Here is a 20,239-nt window from a genome sequence, read left to right as displayed (position 1 = left end):
CCCGGCCGTTGTCTTCTAGAATCGGCCCATGCCCAGGTGCCTGGCCTGGGCCATCGCCTGAGGGCCGCATGAGTTCCAGTACGCCGCTGTCCGGAGTCAACCAGCCGCTGCGCGGGATCGTCCTGGTGGTGGTCGCCACGTTCCTGTTCGCCAGCCACGATGGGCTGTCGAAGTTTCTCGGCGGCATCTACCCGGTAATCATGGTGGTCTGGGCACGCTACGTCGTGCATACCTTGCTGATGGCAGGGATTTTCCTGCCCAAGGCTGGCCTTGCGGTGCTGCGCACCCGCCGTCCACTGTTGCAGACCCTGCGCGCCTTGAGCCTGCTCAGTACCAGCCTGCTGTTTACCGCAGGGCTGCAATACCTGCCCTTGGCCGAGGCCACCTCGGTCAACTTCCTCGCCCCGGTGATGGTCACGGCGCTGTCGGTGCCGTTGCTCAAGGAGCGCGTCAGCGCCGGGCAATGGGCGGCGGTGGTAATGGGCTTCATAGGCGTGCTGGTGGTGGTGCACCCCGGCGGGGCGATGTTCACCCCGGCCATCCTGTTCCCGTTGGGCTCGGCTTTAGGCTTTTGCTTCTACCAGTTGCTCACGCGCATTCTGGCCGCCCACGACAGCCCGACCACCAGCAATTTCTATGCAGGGCTGTGCAATACCCTGGTGATGACCGCGCTGGTGCCGTTTTTCTGGCAGACGCCGCAGTGGTCGCACGTGCTGCTGATGCTTGGCCTTGGCGGCTGCGGCATGACCGCGCACCTGCTGCTGACCCAGGCGTTTCGCTACGCAGCGCCGGCCTTGCTGGCGCCATTCAGCTATTGCCAGATCGTGTTCGCCGGCTTGCTGGGCTGGGCGGTGTTTGGCCAGGTGCCGGATGGCACCACGCAAGTGGGGATTGGCGTGATCTGCCTGAGCGGCCTGGGTGCGGCCTGGTTGCAGCGCCGCCGATGAGGCGGCTGCACGATTTGTTGTCGAACGCAGGCGCGAGGGCGTATAAACTCTCCCCACTTTTTTGGCCGGTCGCTTCCTGAACCGGCCCCTGAAACAAGAGAGCTGAAATGGGCGCACAGTGGAAAGCCAAGCATAGAGAGACCGCGGCCAACGCCAAGGGCAAGATCATGGGCAAACTGGCCAAGGAGATCCAGATCGCCGCCAAATCCGGCGCCGACCCGGACATGAACCCGCGCCTTCGCCTGGCCGTCGAACAGGCCAAGAAAGCCTCGATGACCCGTGAAACCCTCGAGCGCGCCATCCGTAAGGGTGCGGGCCTGGACGGCGATGCCATCCAGTACACCGCCGTCACCTACGAAGGTTTCGCCCCGCACCAGGTGCCGCTGATCGTCGAGTGCCAGACCGACAACGTCAACCGCACCGTTGCGCAAATCCGCGTGTTGTTCCGCAAGGGCCAACTGGGCGCCAGCGGTTCGGTTGCCTGGGACTTCAACCATGTGGGCCTGATCGAAGCCACTGGCGACGGCGACCGTGACGAAGCGGCCATCGAAGCCGGCGCCCAGGATTGCGAAGAAGGCGAAGAGCCGGGCTCGGCGCTGTTCATCACCGATACCACCGACCTTGACGCTGTACAGAAGGCGCTGCCGGCGCAAGGCTTCACCGTCACGTCGGCAAAGATCGGCTACACGCCTAAAAACCCCGTCAGCGCGGCCAGCCTGAGCGCCGAAGCCCTGGCCGAAGTCGAAGCCTTCCTCGAGGCCATCGACGAAAACGAAGACGTGCAGAACGTCTATGTCGGCCTGACGGACTGATCTGTACCTAGCTTCCACAGAGGCCGCATTTAGCATCACTATCGCGGCTGGACGCGATCTCTGTAGGAGCGGCCTTGTGCCGCGATGGGGCGCGCAGCGGCCCTGAAATCCGGGCCTCATGCAGAATTGCCGGGGCTGCTGCGCAGCCCTTTCGCGACACAAGGCCGCTCCTACACCTGGCCGCCTACCTTAGGTTACCGTGGGCTGGGACAGCCCTCGCCAGCGTCCGGGACCCAGCGCCGATGACCCCAACCTTCGCCTCCCTCAGCCTTGCCCACCTGCGTACCCTCGACTGCCTGCTGCAACTGAAAAACCTCAGCCACGCCGCAGAGCGCCTGGGTTGCAGCCAGAGTGCCCTGAGCCGCCAACTGGCCAGCCTGCGCGAAGCCTTCGGCGACCCCTTGCTGATCCGCCAGGGCCGCAGCTATGTGCTCAGTGAACATGCCGAAACCCTGGTGGAGCCGCTACGCCAGGTGCTCGACGAACTCATCGCCCTGCGCCAACCCGCAGCCTTTGACCCGGCACGCTGTGAGCGGCGCTTCTGTCTGGCCGCCTCCGACTATGTTGCCGAGCACATGCTGCCGCTGCTGGTCAGTGCCTTGGAACGCGAAGCCCCCGGCGTATCGCTGGAATACCGCACTTGGCAGGCCGGGCAGTACGCGCTGCTGGCCAGCGGCGAGATCGACTTGGCGACCACGCTGTTCGATGAGTCGCCGCCCAACCTGCACGGGCGGCTGCTGGGCGAAGACCATGCGGTGGCGCTAATGTGCCATGACCATCCGCTGACTGCCCGCAGCACCCTCAGCCAGGACGATTACCTGGCCTACAAGCATGTGCGCGTATCCGGTGGCGGCGACAAGGACAGCTTCATCGACCGCCATCTGCGCAGCCAGGGGCTACAGCGCCGGGTGAGCCTCGAAGTGCCGTTTTTCAGCGCCATGGTGCAGGTACTGGGCAACGGCCAGGCGCTGGCTACGGTGCCGGAACACATCGCTTGCCAGCTCGCCCGCCTGCATGGTCTGGCCTGGCGGCCCCTGGACTTTGTTCAGCACACCCAGCGCTACTGGGTGGTGTGGCATCAGCGCTTGCAGGCCTCGGCCGAGCACCGCTGGCTGCGTAACCGGGTCTACGAGCTGTGGCGCCAGTCGCAGTTCGGCGTGCACGGCGGGCATGCGCCTTTGCCATAGCAGCTATGCATGAAGTGGGGTTATTGCCGGCGGCGCAGGGTTCTAGACTGCTGGCACTGTGTCGGCTGAGCCGGCCTCACCCCAGGAGCACCTTCGTGACCCCCGAACAATTCCGCCAGCATGGCCACCAACTGATCGATCTGATCGCCGATTACCGCCAGAACATTGCCCAGCGCCCGGTGATGGCTCAGGTCGAACCCGGCTATCTCAAAGCTGCGTTGCCCGGCGGCGCCCCGCAGCAGGGCGAGCCCTTCGAGGCGATTCTGCAGGATGTCGACCAGCTACTGATGCCGGGCCTGTCCCATTGGCAGCACCCGGATTTCTATGGTTATTTCCCCTCCAATGGCACGCTGTCTTCGGTGCTGGGTGACTTTCTCAGCACCGGGCTTGGCGTGTTGGGGCTGTCGTGGCAGTCCAGCCCGGCGCTGAGTGAGCTGGAGGAAACCACCCTGGATTGGCTGCGCCAGTTGCTGGGCTTGTCGGCCCAGTGGAGCGGGGTGATGCAGGACACCGCCTCCAGCAGCACCTTGGTTGCGCTGATCTGCGCCCGCGAACGGGCGACCGATTACGCCCTGGTGCGCGGTGGCCTGCAGTCCCAAGCCAAGCCACTGATCGTCTACGTCAGCGCCCAAGCCCATAGCTCGGTGGACAAAGCCGCGCTGCTGGCAGGTTTTGGCCGCGACAACATTCGCCTGATCGCCACCGACGAGCAGTTCGCCATGCGCCCTGAAGCCCTGCGCGAGGCCATCGCCCAAGACCTGGCGGTGGGCAACCAGCCGTGCGCGGTGGTGGCCACTACCGGCACCACCGCCACCACTGCACTGGACCCGCTGCGCCCGGTCGGCGAAATCGCCCAGGCTTACCAGCTGTGGCTGCATGTGGACTCGGCCATGGCAGGCTCGGCGATGATTCTGCCGGAGTGCCGCTGGATGTGGGACGGCATCGAGCTTGCGGATTCGGTGGTGGTCAACGCGCACAAGTGGTTGGGGGTGGCGTTCGACTGTTCGATTTATTACGTGCGCGATCCGCAGCACCTGATCCGGGTGATGAGCACCAACCCCAGCTACCTGCAATCGGCGGTGGATGGCGAGGTGAAGAACCTGCGTGATTGGGGTATTCCGCTTGGGCGCAGGTTCCGCGCGCTGAAACTGTGGTTCATGCTGCGCTGCGAGGGGGTCGAGGCGTTGCAGCAGCGGCTGCGACGTGACTTGGACAATGCCCACTGGTTGGCCGAGCAGGTGCAGGCTGCGGCAGATTGGGAGCTACTGGCGCCGGTGCCGTTGCAAACCCTCTGTATCCGCCATCGCCCGGCTGGGCTTGCGGGAGCGCAGTTGGATGCGCATACCCGCAGTTGGGCGGACCGGCTCAATGCGTCGGGCGATGCCTATGTGACGCCGGCGACCTTGCAGGGGGAATGGATGGTGCGGGTATCGGTTGGGGCGCTGCCGACCGAGCGTGAGCATGTGCAGCGCTTGTGGGAGCGGTTGCAGGGCGTTGTTTTGGGGTGAGAGGGAGCTGGTCTGATGGGCGCCTTTGTGGCGAGCGGGCTTGCCCCGCGTTGGGCTGCGCCGCAGCCCTCAGGGTTACCTTTTGAATTGAAGGTTTTAGGGCTGCTTCGCAGCCCAACGCGGGGCAAGCCCGCTCGCCACGAGGAGATATGTCTGGCGAGAATTGGTTTGTACAGAACCATGGAATCACCCCCATTGGCCTGATTCCCAGCCCGTTTACGGCTGCTTGCGATACATCCCGGTCATCATTTGCGGGTTGTCGGGGGCGGCGTTGTACTTCACCACCGCAAAGCCTTTGACCAACTGAATGTGGTAAGCCCCATTGCCTTTGGACGCCTGCGCCTCACGCACGATGATCAGGTTGTCAGCCTCCATCGGCACACGGTGCTGCTCGCTGATGATCGGCGCGCCGGTCTTGCTGTCTTCAAGGCGCAGGCTGAACTGGGCGATCTCGCGCCCTTCGGCATCGCGCTCTGGCAGCACGGCGAGGTCCAGGTAACCGTTGCGGCCGAGGAAATCATCCAGCATCTGGTAGCGCCCGCTGCGCTGGTCGGGCGCAACATCGCCCAGTTGCGTGGCCGCAGGTTCCGGGCCGCCATGGCGCAGGTGCAGGGCCAGCTCGGGCTTTTTGCTGTACACCTTGTCTATCCAGGTGCCGGTGTAGGCGCCTGGGTCGCCCATGTCGGCAGTCATGCGCCAGATGCCGGTCTGGCGGCCATCGTCGGCGAACTCGAAGAGGTACACATTGGGTTTGTCGTCGTAGTCGTCACGCTCACCGACCAACTGGATGGGCGCGCCGCTGCCGCTTTGGGTGTAGCGCAGCTCGCCGATGATCACCGCGCCCTGGTCCTGGAACCACAGCTGCACCGGTAGCTTGCCGTCCAGGGTGCCAATGAGCATTTGCGGGCTTTCAGTGATCGGCCCTTCGATACGCGTCTGCTCCTGCCACGTGCCGTCGTGCAGCGCGCCGCGGGTGCGCTGCACGTAGCCACGGGGCATGCTGGTGCCCTGGCTTTCGTTGGGCGGGATTTCTTCTTCGGTGACGGCGCTGGCCAGCAGCAGTTCGCCGCCCTTGAACTGCCAGTTGGCGTCGCGGCGCCAGCAGCAGCCGCGCTGGGTTTGCACGCGCAAGGTGCGCGTGGCGCTGTCGAGCTGGAACAGGCCCAGCGGTGTATCACGGGCAAGCTCGGTCAGGGCAGGGTGCAAGGCCCAGGTACGCTGCTGGGCATCCTGCAGATAGACGTTGTAGCGATAGGTGCCAATCTCCATCACTTCGCTGGCATCGCGAATGGCAACATCCTGGCGGCCATCGAAGTTGAAGTCGCCAAAGTTGAGCACGCCATACGGGCCGCTGAGCCAGTCGCTGGTGCCTTCGGCGCCAGGTTCGGGCGGGTCGTCCATTTGCGTCTGCAACTGCTGCAAGGTTTCCAGCGTCTGCCGATCGCGCACGGTGATCAGCACCGGGGCCAGGTGCTCGGGCTCCTTGGGCAGCTCGGCGAATAACACCTCCAGCAGAAATTGGCCGCTGGGGTCGGTAACCGCGAATGACCGGGGCTCGGCCATCGCCAGCGGGGCCATGGCCAGGCTCAGGACTGCACCGCTGAGGAACGTGCGCATTCAACGCTTCCTTGCTTGAAAAGGCCGCGAGTATAGCGGCAACTCTGGGGCTGGGTGGCAATCAATACAGGCTTCACGCACGCCCGGCAACGCCTTTGCGGTACGCCCCAGGCTGCACGCCGACGGCCTTGGCAAAGGCTCGGGTAAAGGCTGCAACCGACTGATAACCCACGCGCGCGCCCACCTGCTCGACGGTATTGCCCGCCTTGAGCAACTGGCAGGCATGGCGCATGCGCAGCGCCAGCAATACCTGGCCGGGCGATTCGCCGGCCAGTTCATTGAAACGCTTGAAAAACGCCGACCGCGAAAGCCCGGTGCAGGCGGCCATGCTTTCAAGGGTCCAAGGCTGGCCCGGGTCCTCGATCAATTGTTCGAGCAGCCCGGCAAAGGCCGGCTGACGCGCCAGCGCCACCAGCCCGCCAAGCGGTTGGCCGGCATGCACCTGCTGGCGCAGCACATACAGGAACAGCAGATGGGTCAGGCGTTCGAGCAGGGTTTGCGAAGGCTGCGGCAGGCGCCGGCACTCTTCGAGGATCAGCCCGAACAATGCCCGCGCAGCGCTCCCGGCCGGGTCTTCGGCGCGCAGCACAATCCAGCTGGCCAGGCCCTCGACCACCAGCGACGACAGGCCCGAGTTGAAATCGAAGAACCCGCACACCAGCCCCACGCCATCGCCGGCTTGCAGGTCCAGTGGCTCCATGGCCCGCCGGGGCAGGGCGCACGCGTCGTCGGCGGCATCGGCGCTGGACAGCCGATAGGCCAGGTCGCGCAGCAGGAACACCGCATCGCCGCTGCGCAGTTGCAGTGGCTGCTCCTGGCCGTCGATGTGCAGCCAGCAGTGCCCCTGCACCACCAGGTGAAAACTGGCCCGGCCCATGCCCTGGGTGCTGGCATGCCAGCCGCCGCAGTAGCGCCCGACATGGAACAGGCTGGCGTCGAGCTCCAGGCCTTCTAATAACCAATCAACGAGGTGGCTGGAAGAAATCATCTAATGCAAACACTCAGGAGCAAGGAAAGGCGACTGATGAATATGGATGCTACTTCTTATAACCAACAGACTGTAGCGACTTACATCAAAGGAGGTCACCCATGTCCGCGCGCATTACTCTACACAGCCTGCAGACCGCTCCGGAAGCCGCTCGGCCGTTCCTTGAAAACGCGCAGAAGAACTCTGGCTTCATCCCCAACCTGCTCGGCATCCTGGCCAACGCCCCGGCGGCGCTTGAAACCTACGTGACGGTGTCGACGCTCAATGGCAAATCCGAGCTCAACCTGGCCGAGCGCGAAGTGGTGCAACTGATTGCCGCCACCCAGCATGGCTGTGATTTCTGCGTTGCCGGCCACACCGCCGTGGCCCTGAACAAAGCCAAGCTGCCCCAGGAAGTGGTCGATGCGCTGCGCGCCCGTGGCGAGCTGCCCGACGCCCGCTATGAAACCTTGGCCGCATTCACCCGCGAAGTGATCGCCACCCGTGGCAATGTCAGCGACGCCACTTACCAGGCTTTGCGCGACGCCGGCTTCAGCGAGGGCAACGCCCTGGAAGTGATTCTCGGGGTGAGCCTCGCAACCTTGTGCAACTTTGCTAATGTGTTCGCCCAGACGCCGCTCAATGAAGAGCTTGGCAAGTACCGCTGGCAGCCTTCGGCTTAACCGCCCGATGCCGGCCGGTCCGGCGTATCTAAGGAGTAGGGACATGCTTGATAGCGCTTTTCGCCAATGGCTGGATGCCAACGCCGAAGCCATCGACCAGGGCCAGTGCGACCCGCACCAGGTGCTGGCACATATCGCCGAATCACAGCTGCTGCGCGTTGGCGTGGCCGCAGAACTCGGCGGTTCGGGCGGTGAGGTGAGCGATGGGGTCGAAGCCATCGCGGCCATCGCCAACCGCTCGCTGGCTGCTGCGTTTGTCTGCTGGGGCCAGCGCGCCTTCATCGAATACCTGCTGCACAGCCCCAACCAGGCCCTGCGCGAGCGCCTGCTGCCGAGCTTGCTCAAAGGCGAACTGGCCGGTGCCACCGGGCTTTCCAATGCCATGAAGTTTCTTTCCGGCATCGAGGCCTTGCAAGTGCGTGGCCGGCCGCAGGCAGAGGGGTGGGCCCTCGAAGGCCGCCTGCATTGGGTGACCAACCTGCGCAAGTGCGGCTTCGTGGTAGCTGCCGCCATCGAGTGCGATGCCGGTGGTGCGCCGTTCGTGCTGGCCATTCCGTCTGACGCCAAGGGGCTCGAACGCTCCGATGACCTGCAATTGATGGGCTTGCAATCGAGCAACACCGCAGCGTTGGCTTTCCATCAGGTGGAGCTGGCCCGCGACTGGCTGCTGCATGAGAACGCCCGCGAGTTCCTGCCCCGCGTCCGCCCGGCGTTCCTTGCCTTGCAATGCGGCATGGCAATTGGCTTGGCACGGCGTTCGTTGAGCGAGGTGCAGGAGCATCTCAATGGCCGAGGCTCGTTCCTTGAAGAGGCCCGCCAAGTGCTGCACGAGCGCCTGGAAAACACCGTCGGCGAACTCAAGCAAGGCTTGCACGAGGGGCGCTTCCTGGCCCAGCCGGCGGCGCTGTTCAAGTTGCGCATCACCTTGGCCGAATGCGCTGCCGATGCCGTGCAACTTGAGTTGCAGGCAAGCGGCGGCAAGGCCTACTTGAATGCCTACGGCGAAGGTTTCGCGCGGCGCTGGCGCGAGTCGGCATTCGTGCCAATCGTCACCCCAAGCCTTGTGCAACTGCGCGCCGAGCTGCACCGCCAGGCGGCCTCGGCATGACCGAGGTTTTACTGCAGGCCCGCGACATCAGCCTGGGCTACCCCCGCGAGGGTGGCTGGCAGGCTGTGCTTGAGCAGTTTGACCTGGCCCTGGCGCCGGGGGAGGTGGTGACGATTCTGGGCCCCAGCGGGGTTGGCAAATCGAGCCTGTTGCGAGTGCTTGCCGGTTTGCAGCAGCCGCGTGGCGGCAGCGTCATGCTGCATGGCGAGGCCCTTGCCGGGCCGCACCCGCGCCTGGCGGTGGCGTTTCAGGACCCAAGCCTGTTGCCTTGGCTGAGCCTTGAGAAGAACGTCGCCTTCGGCCTGGACTTTGCGCGCCAACCCAAGCTCTCTGCCGGTGAGCGGCGCGCCCGCATCGACCATGCAATTGCCGCGGTGGGTCTTGCCCACGCCCGTGGCCAGTATCCGGCGCAGCTTTCCGGCGGCATGGCCCAGCGCACGGCGCTGGCCCGCTGCCTGGCCCGCCAGCCCGAAGTACTACTGCTTGATGAACCGTTCGGGGCGCTGGATGAAGTCACCCGCGCCGATATGCAGCAACTGCTGTTGCAACTGATCGCCACCCACAACACCGCGGCGGTGCTGATCACCCACGACATCGACGAAGCCTTGCTGCTGTCCGATCGCGTGCTGCTACTGGGCAACCACCCGGCGCGCACCCTCGGGCAATGGCACATCGACCTGCCGCAGCCACGGGCGCAGCGGGTCGAGGAGCTTGGCGCGTTGCGTATCGACATCCTCAAAACCCTACGGCGGGCAAGCCGCACAGCCGAACCCACCCCATCTCCCTTGCCCTCGGAGGCTGTCCATGTGCATGGATGACTGCTGTTCCACCACCTCGCGTCGCGATTTCCTCAAGCTCAGCGCCATGCTGACCGCAGCCGGCGCCGTGCCGTTGCTGGCCAGTTTGCAGGCGCGCGCTGCCGCCGAACCCGACGCGCCCGTGCGTATCGGCTACCTGCCGATCACCGACGCGACGCCGCTGCTGGTGGCGCACAACAATGGCCTGTTCGAGGCCGAAGGCATCAAGGCCGAACGCCCGGTGCTGCTGCGCAGTTGGGCGCAGGTCATCGAAGCGTTCATCTCCGGGCAGGTCAACGTGATCCACCTGCTGTCGCCGATGACCGTGTGGGCGCGCTATGGCAGCAAGGTTCCAGCCAAAGTGGTGGCATGGAACCATGTCGGCGGCTCGGGCTTGACCGTAGCCCCGGATATCAGCGACATGCGCCAGCTCGGCGGCAAGACGGTGGCGATACCGTTCTGGTACTCGATCCACAACGTGGTGCTGCAACAGATGCTCAGTGATAACGGCCTCAAGGCGGTTTCCAAACCTGCCAGCGCCACGCTCGCGGCCAACGAAGTCAATCTGTTGGTGCTGCCACCATCGGACATGCCGCCGGCCCTGGCCAGCAAGCGCATCGCCGGCTACATCGTTGCAGAGCCCTTCAACGCCCTGGCCGAAAACCTCAAGGTTGGGCGGGTGCAGCGCTTTACGGGCGATGTGTGGCGTAACCATGCCTGTTGCGTGGTGTTCATGCACGAGCATGACCTCAACAACCGCCCAGAGTGGTCGCAGAAGGTGGTCAATGCGATCGTCAAGGCCCAGCAATGGACCCGCGAGCACCGCGCCGAGGCCGCAGCCTTGTTGTCCAAGGCCGGCCCCAACCGCTACACCCCCCATGAAGCGGCCGTGCTCAGCAAGGTGCTAGCGCCCGCTGCCGAAGACCGCGCGGCCTACATCGCCAGTGGCGCCATCCAGCACCAGCAGTGGGATGAAAAGCGCATCGATTTTCAGCCTTACCCGTTCCCAAGCTATACCGAAGAACTGGTCAAGCGCCTGAAGAACACCTTGATCGAGGGCGAAAACGGCTTTCTTGCCGGGCTCGACCCGGCCCACGTGGCACGCGACTTGGTGGATGACCGCTTTGTGCGCAACGCCATTGCCGCCGTGGGCGGGCCTGCGACCTTTGGCATCGCCGAGAACTTCCAGCGTAGCGAGGAGTTTGCGGTTTGATGCGCAGGCACATCGTGCATGGCGCGCTGGGCCTGGCTGGCCTGGCAGCGTTGCTGTTGTTGTGGTGGGCCGGCGTGCGCCTGTTTGGCGCCGCAGACGGGCTGTCGGCTCGTTTCGCGCCGCAGGCTACCTTGCACAGCCTGGTCGAGCTATTGGCCCAGGGCGAGGTTTACGGGCATATCTGGGTGAGCCTCAAGCGCATCCTGATTGGCTTGCTGCTGGCACTGCTGATCGGGGTGCCGCTGGGCCTTCTGGTGGGCAGTTATCGGCATCTGGAGGCAGCGACCACGCCCGCGTTCCAGTTCTTGCGCATGATCTCGCCGTTGTCGTGGATGCCGGTGGTGGTGATGTTGATGGGCGTGGGCGACCAGCCGATCTACTTCTTGCTGGCGTTTGCCGCGCTGTGGCCGATCTTGCTCAATACCGCCGCTGGCGTGCGCCAGCTTGATCCGCGCTGGTTGCAACTGAGCCGTAGCCTGAGTGCGACGCGTTGGGAGACGCTGTGCAAGGTGATTCTGCCGGGGGTGATCGGCCATGTGCTGACCGGCGTGCGTCTGGCCATCGGCATCTTGTGGATCGTGCTGGTGCCGTGCGAGATGCTGGGGGTCAGTGCGGGGCTGGGCTACTTTATTCTCGATACCCGCGACCGGCTGGCATACTCGGAACTGATGGCCATGGTGCTGCTGATCGGGGTGCTGGGGTTCATGCTCGATGCGCTTGCCCGTGGCTTGCACCGGCGTTGGGTGCATGGGTGAGTAGGGCAGGTTAGCCATCTGGGGTCGCTGTGCGACCCTTCGCGGGGCAAGCCCGCTCCTACAGAGACCGCGCAGGCGCGATATTGAACTCTGGCCAGACCCTGTTGGAGCTGGCGACAGCCTGCGATGCGCCGTGCAAACGGCGCTTGATCTCAGTGGCGCATCAGGCGCTGGGCAACACAGGCCTTGGCTTCTTCGGTCAGGCGGTCCAGGCGCTCGTCACGCAGCCGCTCAGCCTCGATCATCGCCTCATCGCCCTGATGCTTGAGCAGATACGCGTGAATTTGCATGACCTCCAGCGTCTGGTAGATCGGCGCGACATCCAACCGACCGATCAACGCCCCGCTGGGGCGCCCGGTGCTGCTCATCAACACCTGCGGCCCGGCGCTGGCAACCACCTGCAAGCCCATCGCCTCGAACCACGGCACTTGCCCGGCGAACGTGCTCAGCTCGACGCAGGCATAGCGGCTGCGCAGGTCATCGACCAGGGCGCGGGCAATGCCCTGGCGCCGGTGGCTGGGCGCCACCGCAAGGTAGGCCAGGGCACAGGCCTCTGGGTCGTCCTGGGCAGGCAGCGTCAAGGCGAAACCCAGCAGTTGGTCCGGGGCATCGGCATCCAACGCCAGGGTCAGCTGCACGGCAAGGCCACGGGTGCCGTCCAAGGCCATCAGGTACTGGTGCACTTCAAGGCCCACGCCGTACTGATACAGCGGGTACAGCGCGTTGTCCTGGCTGATGCCGACACTGCTGAGCTGGCCAACATGCTCGATCACCAACTGGCGGATCTGGTTCTGGAAGGATTCAGGTGGCACGCCGTCGAGGCGGCGAAGGATGAACATCGCGGGTAAGGCTCCGGGTGGGCTGAAACGCCCCGTCTCGAACAAGGCGGGGCCACAGTCTACCCGGAGTCTTCAGCGCAGCCCAGTCAACAACAGGTCGAGGTTCTGCACGGCAGCGCCCGATGCGCCTTTGCCGAGGTTGTCGAACACCGCGGTCAGCAACACCTGGCCGTGCTCGGGGTTGGCGTACAGCGCCAGGCGCAGGTCGTTGCTGCCGTTCAGGGCTTGTGGGTCCAGCGCCGGGGCAGGGCCTTGCTGGTGCAACGGCATGACCTGTACGTAGCGCGAGCCTTGGTAATGCTGCTCCAGGCATGCTTGCAACTGCTCGGCGGTGACCCCCGGTAGCAGGCGCAGCTGCAGCGGGATGCTCAACACGATGCCTTGGCGATAGGCGCCGTAGCCCGGCACGAACACCGGGCGGGCGCTGAGCCCTGCATGCTGCTGGATTTCCGGCACATGCTTGTGGGCAAGCTCCAGCCCGTACAACTGCAAGGCTGGCAGTGCTGCGTCAGTGGCCTGCTCAAAGCGTTGCACGGCGGCCCGGCCACCGCCGGAATAGCCCGAAATGGCGTGAATGCTCAGTGGGTAGTCGGCAGGCAGCAGCCCGGCTTCGATCAACGGGCGCAGCAAGGCGATGGCGCCGGTTGGGTAGCAGCCGGGGTTGCTGATGCGGGTGCTCTGGGCAATGCGCGCGGCTTGCTGGGCATCCAGCTCCGGCAGGCCGTAGACCCAGCCCGGCGTGGTGCGGTGCGCGGAGCTTGCATCGATCACCCGGACCGCCGGGTTGTGCAGGGTTGCCACCGCATCGCGCGCGGCGTCGTCGGGCAGGCACAGCAGGGCAATGTCGGCGCTGTTGATGGCCTCGGCGCGGCGCTTGGGGTCTTTGCGCTCGGCGTCGGGCAGGGTGAGCAGGCGCAAGTCCTGGCGGCCATGCAGGCGGGCGTGGATCTGCAGGCCGGTGGTGCCTTGGTCACCATCGATGAAGACAAGTGGCTGGTGCATGGGAATGTCCGTGGAGGAGGAGTCGGGGTTATCCTCGCTTGTCGCTGGACTAAAGAAAATTTGAATATCATGATGCTGACGTTCATGAAAACTGATGTACTTTCCGGGTGCCCCAATGCGAGAAATCAGCCTCGACCGCCTGCGTACCCTGGTGGTGATTGCCGAGCATGGCTCGTTTGCCGACGCCGTCCGTCAGCTCAACCTGGCGCCGCCGACCATCAGCCTGCATGTCGCTGATCTTGAGGCGCGTATCGGCGCACCGCTGCTCACCCGCACCCGTGGCCAGGTGCGCGCCACGGCCATCGGTGAAACCCTGCTGGCCCGTGCCCGGCAGTTGCTGGCTGACGCAGACCAGGCCCTCGAAGAAGTGCGCCGTCAGGTGGCAGGCCTGGCCGGCAGGGTGCGCCTGGGCGCCTCGACCGGGGCGATTGCCCACTTGTTGCCGCAGGCCTTGCAAGCCCTGCGGGTGGAGCACCCCGGGATCGATGTGCAGGTGCAGGTGCTGACCTCGCAGGCCTCGCTCGAGCAACTGCGCCAGGGCAGCCTGGATATCGCCTTGGTGGCCTTGCCGCAGGTGGCGGGCAAGGGGTTGCGGGTGACCGAGTGGCGGCGTGACCCCATCATGGCGTACTTGCCCTGCGACTGGCAGGCGCCGGCGCGCATCACCCCGGCCTGGCTTGCCGGGCAGGCGTTGATTCTCAATGACAGCACCACGCAGTTGTCGCGGGTGACCTCAGAGTGGTTTGCCGGCGCCGGGCTTTACCCCGAGGCACGCATCGAGTTGAACTTCAACGATGCGATCAAGAGCCTGGTGGCGGCGGGTTACGGGGCGACCTTGCTGCCGCAGGAGGGCGAAGAGCAGCCGCATGATCCGCGCATCATTCGCCGGCCGTTGCGCCCCGGCTTGTGGCGCCAGCTGGGCATCGCCTGCCGCGAAGGGGCGCTGGAGCAGGCCACCGGGCATGTGCTGGCGGCGCTTGGCAAGCTGCGCCAGTGAATAAGGATTTGTGCTTCAAGCTGATATTGCCGGGGCCGCTTTGCGGCCCTTTCGCGACACAAGGCCGCCCCTACAGGGGCTGCGACACGCCCCGGCGGGCTTGTCCTGTAACGGCGCTGGTGTACTCTGCCCACACCTCTTGCACAAGGACCGCAGCATGCCCTTCGAACTGGACGACCGCCTGGTCATCGGTGTTGCCTCAAGCGCCGTATTCGACCTCAGCGAGTCAGATGCAGTGTTCCGCCGTGACGGCGAAGCGCAATACCGCAAATACCAGGAGCAACACCTGGACGTCCCGTTGGGCAAGGGCATCGCCTATCCGTTCATCAAGCGCCTGCTGGCCCTCAACAACCTGCGCGATGACCCCGAGGACCCGCTGGTAGAGGTGGTGCTGCTGTCGCAGAACGACCCCGATACCGGCCTGCGCGTGATGAAGACCATCAACCACTACGGCCTGAACATGACCCGGGCGATCTTCACCCAGGGCCGCTCGCCGTACGAGTACATTCCGGCGCTGAACATCGCCCTGTTTCTCTCCGCCGACAAGGGCCATGTGGACGCCGCGATCCAGGCCGGCTACCCGGCAGGGCAGGTGCTCGATTCGCAGTTCGACGATGACGAAAGCGACGACAACCTGCGCATCGCCTTCGACTTCGATGGTGTGCTGGCCGGCGATGAGTCCGAGGCGGTGATGCAGTCTGGCGGGCTGGACCGTTTCCATGCCCACGAGGTGAAGAACGTCGCCCAGCCGCATAACCCGGGGCCGCTGAAGGAGTTCTTCGTACGCATCGCGCGCATCCAGGCAGCCGAGGAGCAGTTTCGCCTCGAACACCCCGATTACCTGAACCGCCTGCGCGTATCGATTGTTACCGCACGCAATGCGCCGTCCCACGAACGGGCGCTCAATACCCTGAAAAGCTGGGGCGTGATGGCCAACGATGCGTTTTTTCTGGGGGGGATCGAAAAACGCCGGGTGTTGCGCGTGCTCAAGCCGCATATCTTTTTCGATGACCAGTCAGGGCATCTGAAGAGCACCAGCACCGTGGTGCCCTCGGTGCATGTGCCGTTTGGCGTGACCAACCGCTCGGCCTGAGTGCCGGCCATGGGCAAACCTGACCATCCGACCAACAGCGTGCTTCCCTGCATCGCCCGGCTCACGGATAATCGGCCCATTCCAATAATGAGCCTGTGAGTCGGTATGAGTGATCCGGTAGTCAAGCCTGAAGCCGAGGGGGCGCGCAAGGCGCGCAAGAACAACCCCGAGAAAACCCGCGAGAATATCCTCCAGGCTGCCATCACCGAGTTTGTCCAACAGGGCCTGGCCGGTGCCCGGGTCGATGCCATCGCCGAGCGCACCGCCACCTCCAAGCGCATGATCTACTACTACTTCGGCAGCAAGGAGCAGTTGTACGTCGAGTGTCTGGTCAAGCTGTATGGCGATATTCGCAAGACCGAACACAGTCTGGAGCTTGAGTCGCTGCCGGCCGACCAGGCGATCAGGCGGTTGGTGGAGTTCACTTTCGATCACCACGACCGCAACGTCGATTTCGTGCGTATCGTCTGCACCGAGAATATCCATTACGGCGAGTATGTGAAGCAGTCGCCAGCGATCCGCGAAATGAGCAGCCTGGTACTGCAGGCGCTGGGCCGCACCCTGGAACGCGGCGTGGCCGAGGGTGTTTTCCGCCCCGGCATCGAGGTCATCGACCTGCACATGCTGATGAGTTCGTTCTGTTTCTACCGAGTTTCCAACCGGCACACCTTTAGCGATATCTTCCAGATCGACCTGGCCGATGAGCAGGTCAAGGCGCGCCACAAGCAGATGATCTGCGAGTCGGTGATGGGCTACATCAAGGCGTAACGGGCCTTACCCTGCAAACACCACCCCGGTACGCGCAGCGGCATTGCGGATGTGTTCCTGCATGGCCCGCTGCGCAGCCGCCTGCGAGCGGCGGGTAAGGGCGCGCAGGATCTTGCGATGCTCCTGCCAGGTCTCCATGGCCCGCTCCGGGCGAATGAACGGCAGTTTCTGGCTTTCCAGAAAAATATCCTGGCTGGCTGTGATCACCTGCAGCATCGCGCGGTTGCCGCTAGCCTGCAGCAGTTTCTGATGGAACGCGAAATCCAGCCGCGCCGCCGCTTCGAAGCGCCCAGCCCGAAGCTCGACGGCCATCGCCTCGACATTGGCTTGCAGTTCGTCCAGGTCGTCAGCGGTCAGTGCCAGCGCCGCCTGGCCTGCGGCAAAGCCTTCAAGGGCGTAGCGCAACTGGAAGGTATCGGCCGCCGACACCTGCTCGGCATAGGGCCAGGCAAAGCCGCTCGGCACGCCGCCCGGTGCCACGGGCGTTTGCACGAACACGCCTTTGCCCGGTTGTACGCTTATCAGCCCCAAGGCGCTCAACGTGGACAGCGCCTCACGCAGCGAGGCACGGCTGACCCCGAGGCGCTCGGCCAGGTCGCGCTGTGAGGGCAGCGCGTCACCGGGCAGGTAGCCGTCTTCCTCGATCAGTTTGCGGATCGCTTGCAAGGCGATTTCCGGGACGGGGCGGGCAGGGGTGGCAAGCATGCTGGGCAGACCGGTCTGAGAGCGATGGGCACCGTTTTACGGTGAATTGGCCTGTGCTGGCAAGCCTTGCTTCGTTGTGGCGCAGGCTGTGGCGGCACTGCGCGAAAGCGGGGCGTGGCGCGGCAACTGTTCAGACCAGTAAGACCTTGAAATAGCCGCGCACCCTGCGAGCTACGGGGTTTTACCCAAGGCTGGCATGACCCGTGCACTGGCCCAGCAGCCCATTTTCGGACCCTGTGCGAGGCCTTTCGATGAAAACGTTCCGTCCCCTGCTGCTGGCAACCCTGTTCTGCACCGGCGCCCTGACCCTTGCCCAGGCCCAGGCCGACGCGCTGGCCGACATCACCGCCCGTGGCGTGCTGAAGGTCGCCGTGCCTCAGGACTTCCCACCATTCGGCTCGGTTGGCCCTGACCTCAAACCGCGCGGCCTGGACATCGACACCGCGCAGCTGCTGGCCGACCGTTTGGGCGTGAAGCTTGCGCTGACGCCGGTCAACAGCACCAACCGTATTCCGTTTCTGACCACCGGCAAGGTGGACCTGGTGATCTCAAGCCTGGGCAAGAACCCGGAGCGGGCGGCCGTGATCGACTTCTCGCGCCCCTACGCGCCGTTCTACCTGGCGGTGTTCGGCCCGGCCGAGGCGCAGATTAGCGACATCAACGCCATTGCCGGCAAGACCATCAGCGTCACCCGCGGCGCCATCGAAGACATGGAACTCAGCGCTGTGGCGCCCAAAGGCACCATCATCAAGCGCTTTGAAGACAACAATTCGACCATCGCCGCCTACCTGTCCGGCCAGGTCGAGCTGATTGCCAGCGGCAGCGTGGTCATGGCGGCCATCGCCGAGAAAAACCCATCCAAGGTCCCGGTGATGAAGGTCAAGCTCAAGGATTCGCCCGTCTATGTGGGCCTGGCCAAACAGGAGCCGGCGCTGCTGGAAAAGGTAAACGCCACGCTGGATGCGGCCAAAGCCGACGGCAGCCTGAACCGCAACGCTGAAAAATGGCTGAAGCAGCCGCTGCCGGCCGACCTCTGAGCGCCTGACTGATGGCTTATCAATTTGATTTCGCCCCGGTGCTGGCGCAGGGCGACCTGCTGTTCAAGGGCGCACTGTTCACCTTGCAACTGACCCTGATCGGCACCGTGCTCGGGGTCGCCATTGGTGTCGTCGGCGCGGTTACCCGCGCCTGGCGCCTGCGGCCTTTCGATGCGCTGTTCGGGCTGTACGTGGAGCTGATCCGCAACACGCCGTTCATCGTCCAGCTGTTCTTCATCTTCTTCGGCTTGCCCGCGCTTGGCGTGCGCCTGACCGAGTGGCAGGCGGCGGTGTTGGCCATGGTGATCAACCTGGGGGCCTATTCCACCGAGATTATCCGTGCCGGCATTCAGGCTGTGCCCAAGGGCCAGTTGGAGGCGGCGGCAGCACTGGCCATGAGCCGCTTCGAGGCGTTTCGCTACGTGGTGCTGCAGCCGGCATTGGCCAAGGTATGGCCGGCGCTGTCGAGCCAGATCGTGATTGTGATGCTTGGTTCGGCGGTGTGTTCGCAGATCGCCACCGAGGAGCTGTCGTTCGCCGCCAACTTCATTCAGTCGCGCAATTTCCGTGCGTTCGAGACCTACCTGCTGACCACGCTGCTGTATCTGCTGATGGCGATTGTGGTGCGCCAGTTGTTGGCGTGGATCGGCCAGCGCCTGTTGATGGGGAGACGCTGAATGGACTTCACCCTGTGGGATATCGTGCGCAACCTGCTGACCGGGTTGCAGTGGACCTTGCTGCTGTCGCTGGTGGCGTTTGTCTGTGGTAGCGCCGCTGGCCTGTTGCTGCTGGTGGCGCGGATCAGCGAGCAGCCGCTGCTGCGGGGCGCCGCCCGTGGCTATATCGAGCTGTTCCAGGGCACGCCGCTGTTGATGCAGCTGTTCATGGTGTTCTTCGGCCTGGCGCTGTTTGGGCTGGACGTGTCGGCGTGGATGGCGGCGGCCATTGCCCTGACCTTGTTCAGCAGCGCGTTCCTGGCTGAAATCTGGCGCGGTTGCGTGGAGTCGATCCCGCGTGGCCAGTGGGAGGCCTCTGGCAGCCTGGCGCTGACCCGACTTGAGCAACTGCGCCATGTGATCCTGCCGCAGGCGCTGCGTATTGCGGTGGCGCCTACCGTTGGTTTTTCGGTGCAGGTGGTCAAAGGCACGGCGGTCACCTCGATCATCGGCTTCACCGAGCTGACCAAGACCGGCGGCATGCTGGCCAACGCCACGTTCGAGCCCTTTTTGATCTACGGCCTGGTGGCCGTGGGCTACTTCATCCTTTGCTACCCGCTCTCGCTGAGCGCCCGTTATCTGGAAAGGAGGCTGCATGCCCCTGCTTAGAGTGTCCGCGCTGCACAAGTATTACGGCGATAACCATGTGCTCAAGGGGGTTGACCTGAGCATCGAGGAAGGCGAGGTGGTGGCGATCATCGGCCGCAGCGGCTCGGGCAAATCCACCTTGCTGCGCACCTTGAATGGCCTGGAGTCGATCAGCGACGGGGTCATCGAGGTGGACGGCGAGTACCTGGACGCCGCCCGCGCCGACCTGCGCGCGCTGCGCCAGAAGGTTGGCATGGTGTTCCAGCAGTTCAACCTGTTCCCGCACCTGACCGTGGGCGAAAACGTGATGCTGGCCCCGCAAGTGGTGAAGAAGGCCGGCAAGGCCGAGGCACGCTATCTTGCCGAGCAGATGCTGGCGCGGGTGGGGCTGAGCGACAAGGTCGATGCCTACCCGGACCGGTTGTCTGGCGGGCAGCAGCAACGGGTGGCAATTGCCCGGGCCTTGGCGATGTCGCCCAAGGTGCTGCTGTGCGACGAAATCACCTCGGCGCTGGACCCGGAGCTGGTCAACGAAGTGCTCAGCGTGGTGCGCCAACTGGCCCGTGAAGGCATGACCCTGATCATGGTCACCCACGAAATGCGCTTTGCCCGTGAGGTTGGCGACAAGCTTGTGTTCATGCATCAGGGCAAGGTGCACGAAGTCGGCCACCCGCGCGAGGTGTTCGCCGCACCGCAGACGGCAGAGCTTGCCAATTTCATTGGCGCGGTGGCGGGGGGCTGAGAACCCCTGTGGGGGATTCGATGCTTTGTGCAAACCTCTTCCGGCCTCATCGCAGGCTGGCGCCAGCTCCCACAGAGCTCGCCCATCCCCATATCGATGTCGTCTACGCGGTCAGTGTAGGAGCGGCCTTGTGCCGCGAAAGGGCTGCGAAGCAGGCC

Annotated in this window: 21 protein-coding genes; 16 read left to right on the top strand and 5 right to left on the bottom strand. The window is 64.5% G+C overall.

Annotated features, from left to right (window positions below; translation table 11 throughout):
- Positions 1–68: 68 nt before the first annotated feature.
- The 4 genes from HU720_RS06835 (at position 69) to HU720_RS06820 (ending at position 4,454) form a co-directional block, all read left to right on the top strand.
- Positions 69–947 (top strand): DMT family transporter, encoded by an 879-nt coding sequence (locus tag HU720_RS06835; RefSeq protein WP_186518445.1) that lies wholly within the window; start codon positions 69–71, stop codon positions 945–947.
- Between the two features lie 107 nt (positions 948–1,054).
- The gene (locus HU720_RS06830; RefSeq protein WP_186518443.1) at positions 1,055–1,759 is read left to right on the top strand and encodes a YebC/PmpR family DNA-binding transcriptional regulator; all 705 of its coding nucleotides are present in this window, start codon (positions 1,055–1,057) and stop codon (positions 1,757–1,759) included.
- A gap of 242 nt (positions 1,760–2,001) precedes the next feature.
- Positions 2,002–2,946 (top strand): LysR family transcriptional regulator, encoded by a 945-nt coding sequence (locus HU720_RS06825; protein ID WP_186518441.1) that lies wholly within the window; start codon positions 2,002–2,004, stop codon positions 2,944–2,946.
- 95 nt (positions 2,947–3,041) lie between these two features.
- A complete protein-coding gene (locus HU720_RS06820) occupies positions 3,042–4,454 on the top strand; it encodes a DOPA decarboxylase (protein WP_186518439.1) in 1,413 nt (470 codons plus the stop codon).
- A 216-nt stretch (positions 4,455–4,670) separates the two neighbouring features.
- Here the strand turns inward: HU720_RS06820 and HU720_RS06815 are convergent, their stop codons facing one another.
- Positions 4,671–6,071 (bottom strand): hypothetical protein, encoded by a 1,401-nt coding sequence (locus HU720_RS06815; protein ID WP_186518438.1) that lies wholly within the window; start codon positions 6,069–6,071, stop codon positions 4,671–4,673.
- 73 nt (positions 6,072–6,144) lie between these two features.
- On the bottom strand, positions 6,145–7,059 hold the full coding sequence (locus HU720_RS06810) for an AraC family transcriptional regulator (RefSeq protein ID WP_186518436.1): 915 nt from the start codon (positions 7,057–7,059) through the stop codon (positions 6,145–6,147).
- A gap of 101 nt (positions 7,060–7,160) precedes the next feature.
- On the opposite strand from HU720_RS06810, the gene HU720_RS06805 reads away from it, so the two are divergent.
- Genes HU720_RS06805 through HU720_RS06785 form a run of 5 tightly spaced genes read left to right on the top strand, consistent with a single transcriptional unit; the run spans position 7,161 to position 11,594 of the window.
- A complete protein-coding gene (locus HU720_RS06805; protein WP_186518434.1) occupies positions 7,161–7,721 on the top strand; it encodes a carboxymuconolactone decarboxylase family protein in 561 nt (186 codons plus the stop codon).
- Between the two features lie 43 nt (positions 7,722–7,764).
- Complete coding sequence (locus HU720_RS06800; protein WP_186518432.1) at positions 7,765–8,829, top strand: acyl-CoA dehydrogenase family protein; 1,065 nt, start codon at positions 7,765–7,767, stop codon at positions 8,827–8,829.
- Positions 8,826–9,647 (top strand): ABC transporter ATP-binding protein, encoded by an 822-nt coding sequence (locus HU720_RS06795; protein WP_186518430.1) that lies wholly within the window; start codon positions 8,826–8,828, stop codon positions 9,645–9,647. The genes HU720_RS06800 and HU720_RS06795 overlap by 4 nt, the downstream gene beginning before the upstream one ends.
- Positions 9,634–10,839: an ABC transporter substrate-binding protein gene (locus HU720_RS06790; RefSeq protein WP_186518428.1), complete on the top strand. Its 1,206-nt coding sequence runs from the start codon at positions 9,634–9,636 to the stop codon at positions 10,837–10,839. The genes HU720_RS06795 and HU720_RS06790 overlap by 14 nt, the downstream gene beginning before the upstream one ends.
- On the top strand, positions 10,839–11,594 hold the full coding sequence (locus HU720_RS06785; RefSeq protein ID WP_186518426.1) for an ABC transporter permease: 756 nt from the start codon (positions 10,839–10,841) through the stop codon (positions 11,592–11,594). The genes HU720_RS06790 and HU720_RS06785 overlap by 1 nt, the downstream gene beginning before the upstream one ends.
- 152 nt (positions 11,595–11,746) lie before the next feature.
- On the opposite strand, the gene HU720_RS06780 is transcribed toward HU720_RS06785, so the two are convergent.
- Complete coding sequence (locus HU720_RS06780; RefSeq protein WP_186518424.1) at positions 11,747–12,433, bottom strand: GNAT family N-acetyltransferase; 687 nt, start codon at positions 12,431–12,433, stop codon at positions 11,747–11,749.
- 72 nt (positions 12,434–12,505) lie between these two features.
- On the bottom strand, positions 12,506–13,435 hold the full coding sequence (gene argC, locus HU720_RS06775) for an N-acetyl-gamma-glutamyl-phosphate reductase (RefSeq protein ID WP_186518422.1): 930 nt from the start codon (positions 13,433–13,435) through the stop codon (positions 12,506–12,508).
- A gap of 115 nt (positions 13,436–13,550) precedes the next feature.
- Between argC and HU720_RS06770 the strand changes: the two genes are divergently transcribed.
- From HU720_RS06770 to HU720_RS06760, 3 genes are all read left to right on the top strand, one after another.
- Entirely contained in the window at positions 13,551–14,432 is an 882-nt protein-coding gene (locus HU720_RS06770) for a LysR family transcriptional regulator (protein WP_186518420.1), read from the top strand.
- Positions 14,433–14,589: 157 nt separating this feature from the next.
- Entirely contained in the window at positions 14,590–15,525 is a 936-nt protein-coding gene (locus HU720_RS06765; RefSeq protein ID WP_186518418.1) for a 5'-nucleotidase, read from the top strand.
- Positions 15,526–15,630: 105 nt separating this feature from the next.
- Complete coding sequence (locus tag HU720_RS06760) at positions 15,631–16,293, top strand: TetR/AcrR family transcriptional regulator (protein ID WP_186518415.1); 663 nt, start codon at positions 15,631–15,633, stop codon at positions 16,291–16,293.
- Between the two features lie 6 nt (positions 16,294–16,299).
- Here HU720_RS06760 and HU720_RS06755 read toward each other — a convergent pair whose 3' ends face one another.
- On the bottom strand, positions 16,300–16,998 hold the full coding sequence (locus HU720_RS06755; protein ID WP_186518413.1) for a FadR/GntR family transcriptional regulator: 699 nt from the start codon (positions 16,996–16,998) through the stop codon (positions 16,300–16,302).
- A 251-nt stretch (positions 16,999–17,249) separates the two neighbouring features.
- Here HU720_RS06755 and HU720_RS06750 point away from each other — a divergent pair, with 251 nt between their 5' ends.
- The 4 genes from HU720_RS06750 to HU720_RS06735 are packed head-to-tail and all read left to right on the top strand — an operon-like array spanning position 17,250 to position 20,081.
- Entirely contained in the window at positions 17,250–18,035 is a 786-nt protein-coding gene (locus HU720_RS06750) for a transporter substrate-binding domain-containing protein (RefSeq protein WP_186518411.1), read from the top strand.
- Between the two features lie 11 nt (positions 18,036–18,046).
- Positions 18,047–18,712, top strand: a complete 666-nt coding sequence (locus tag HU720_RS06745; protein WP_186518409.1) for an amino acid ABC transporter permease — start codon at positions 18,047–18,049, stop codon at positions 18,710–18,712.
- On the top strand, positions 18,713–19,360 hold the full coding sequence (locus HU720_RS06740) for an amino acid ABC transporter permease (RefSeq protein WP_186518407.1): 648 nt from the start codon (positions 18,713–18,715) through the stop codon (positions 19,358–19,360).
- Positions 19,347–20,081, top strand: coding sequence for an amino acid ABC transporter ATP-binding protein (locus HU720_RS06735; protein ID WP_186518405.1), 735 nt, complete (start codon positions 19,347–19,349; stop codon positions 20,079–20,081). Before HU720_RS06740 ends, HU720_RS06735 begins: the two co-directional genes overlap by 14 nt.
- Positions 20,082–20,239 lie beyond the last annotated feature (158 nt).

Origin of the sequence: Pseudomonas sp. SWRI51 (genome assembly GCF_014268825.1) — a bacterium.
Lineage (GTDB): Bacteria > Pseudomonadota > Gammaproteobacteria > Pseudomonadales > Pseudomonadaceae > Aquipseudomonas > Aquipseudomonas farsensis.
This window is presented reverse-complemented; position numbering and strand designations above follow the sequence as displayed.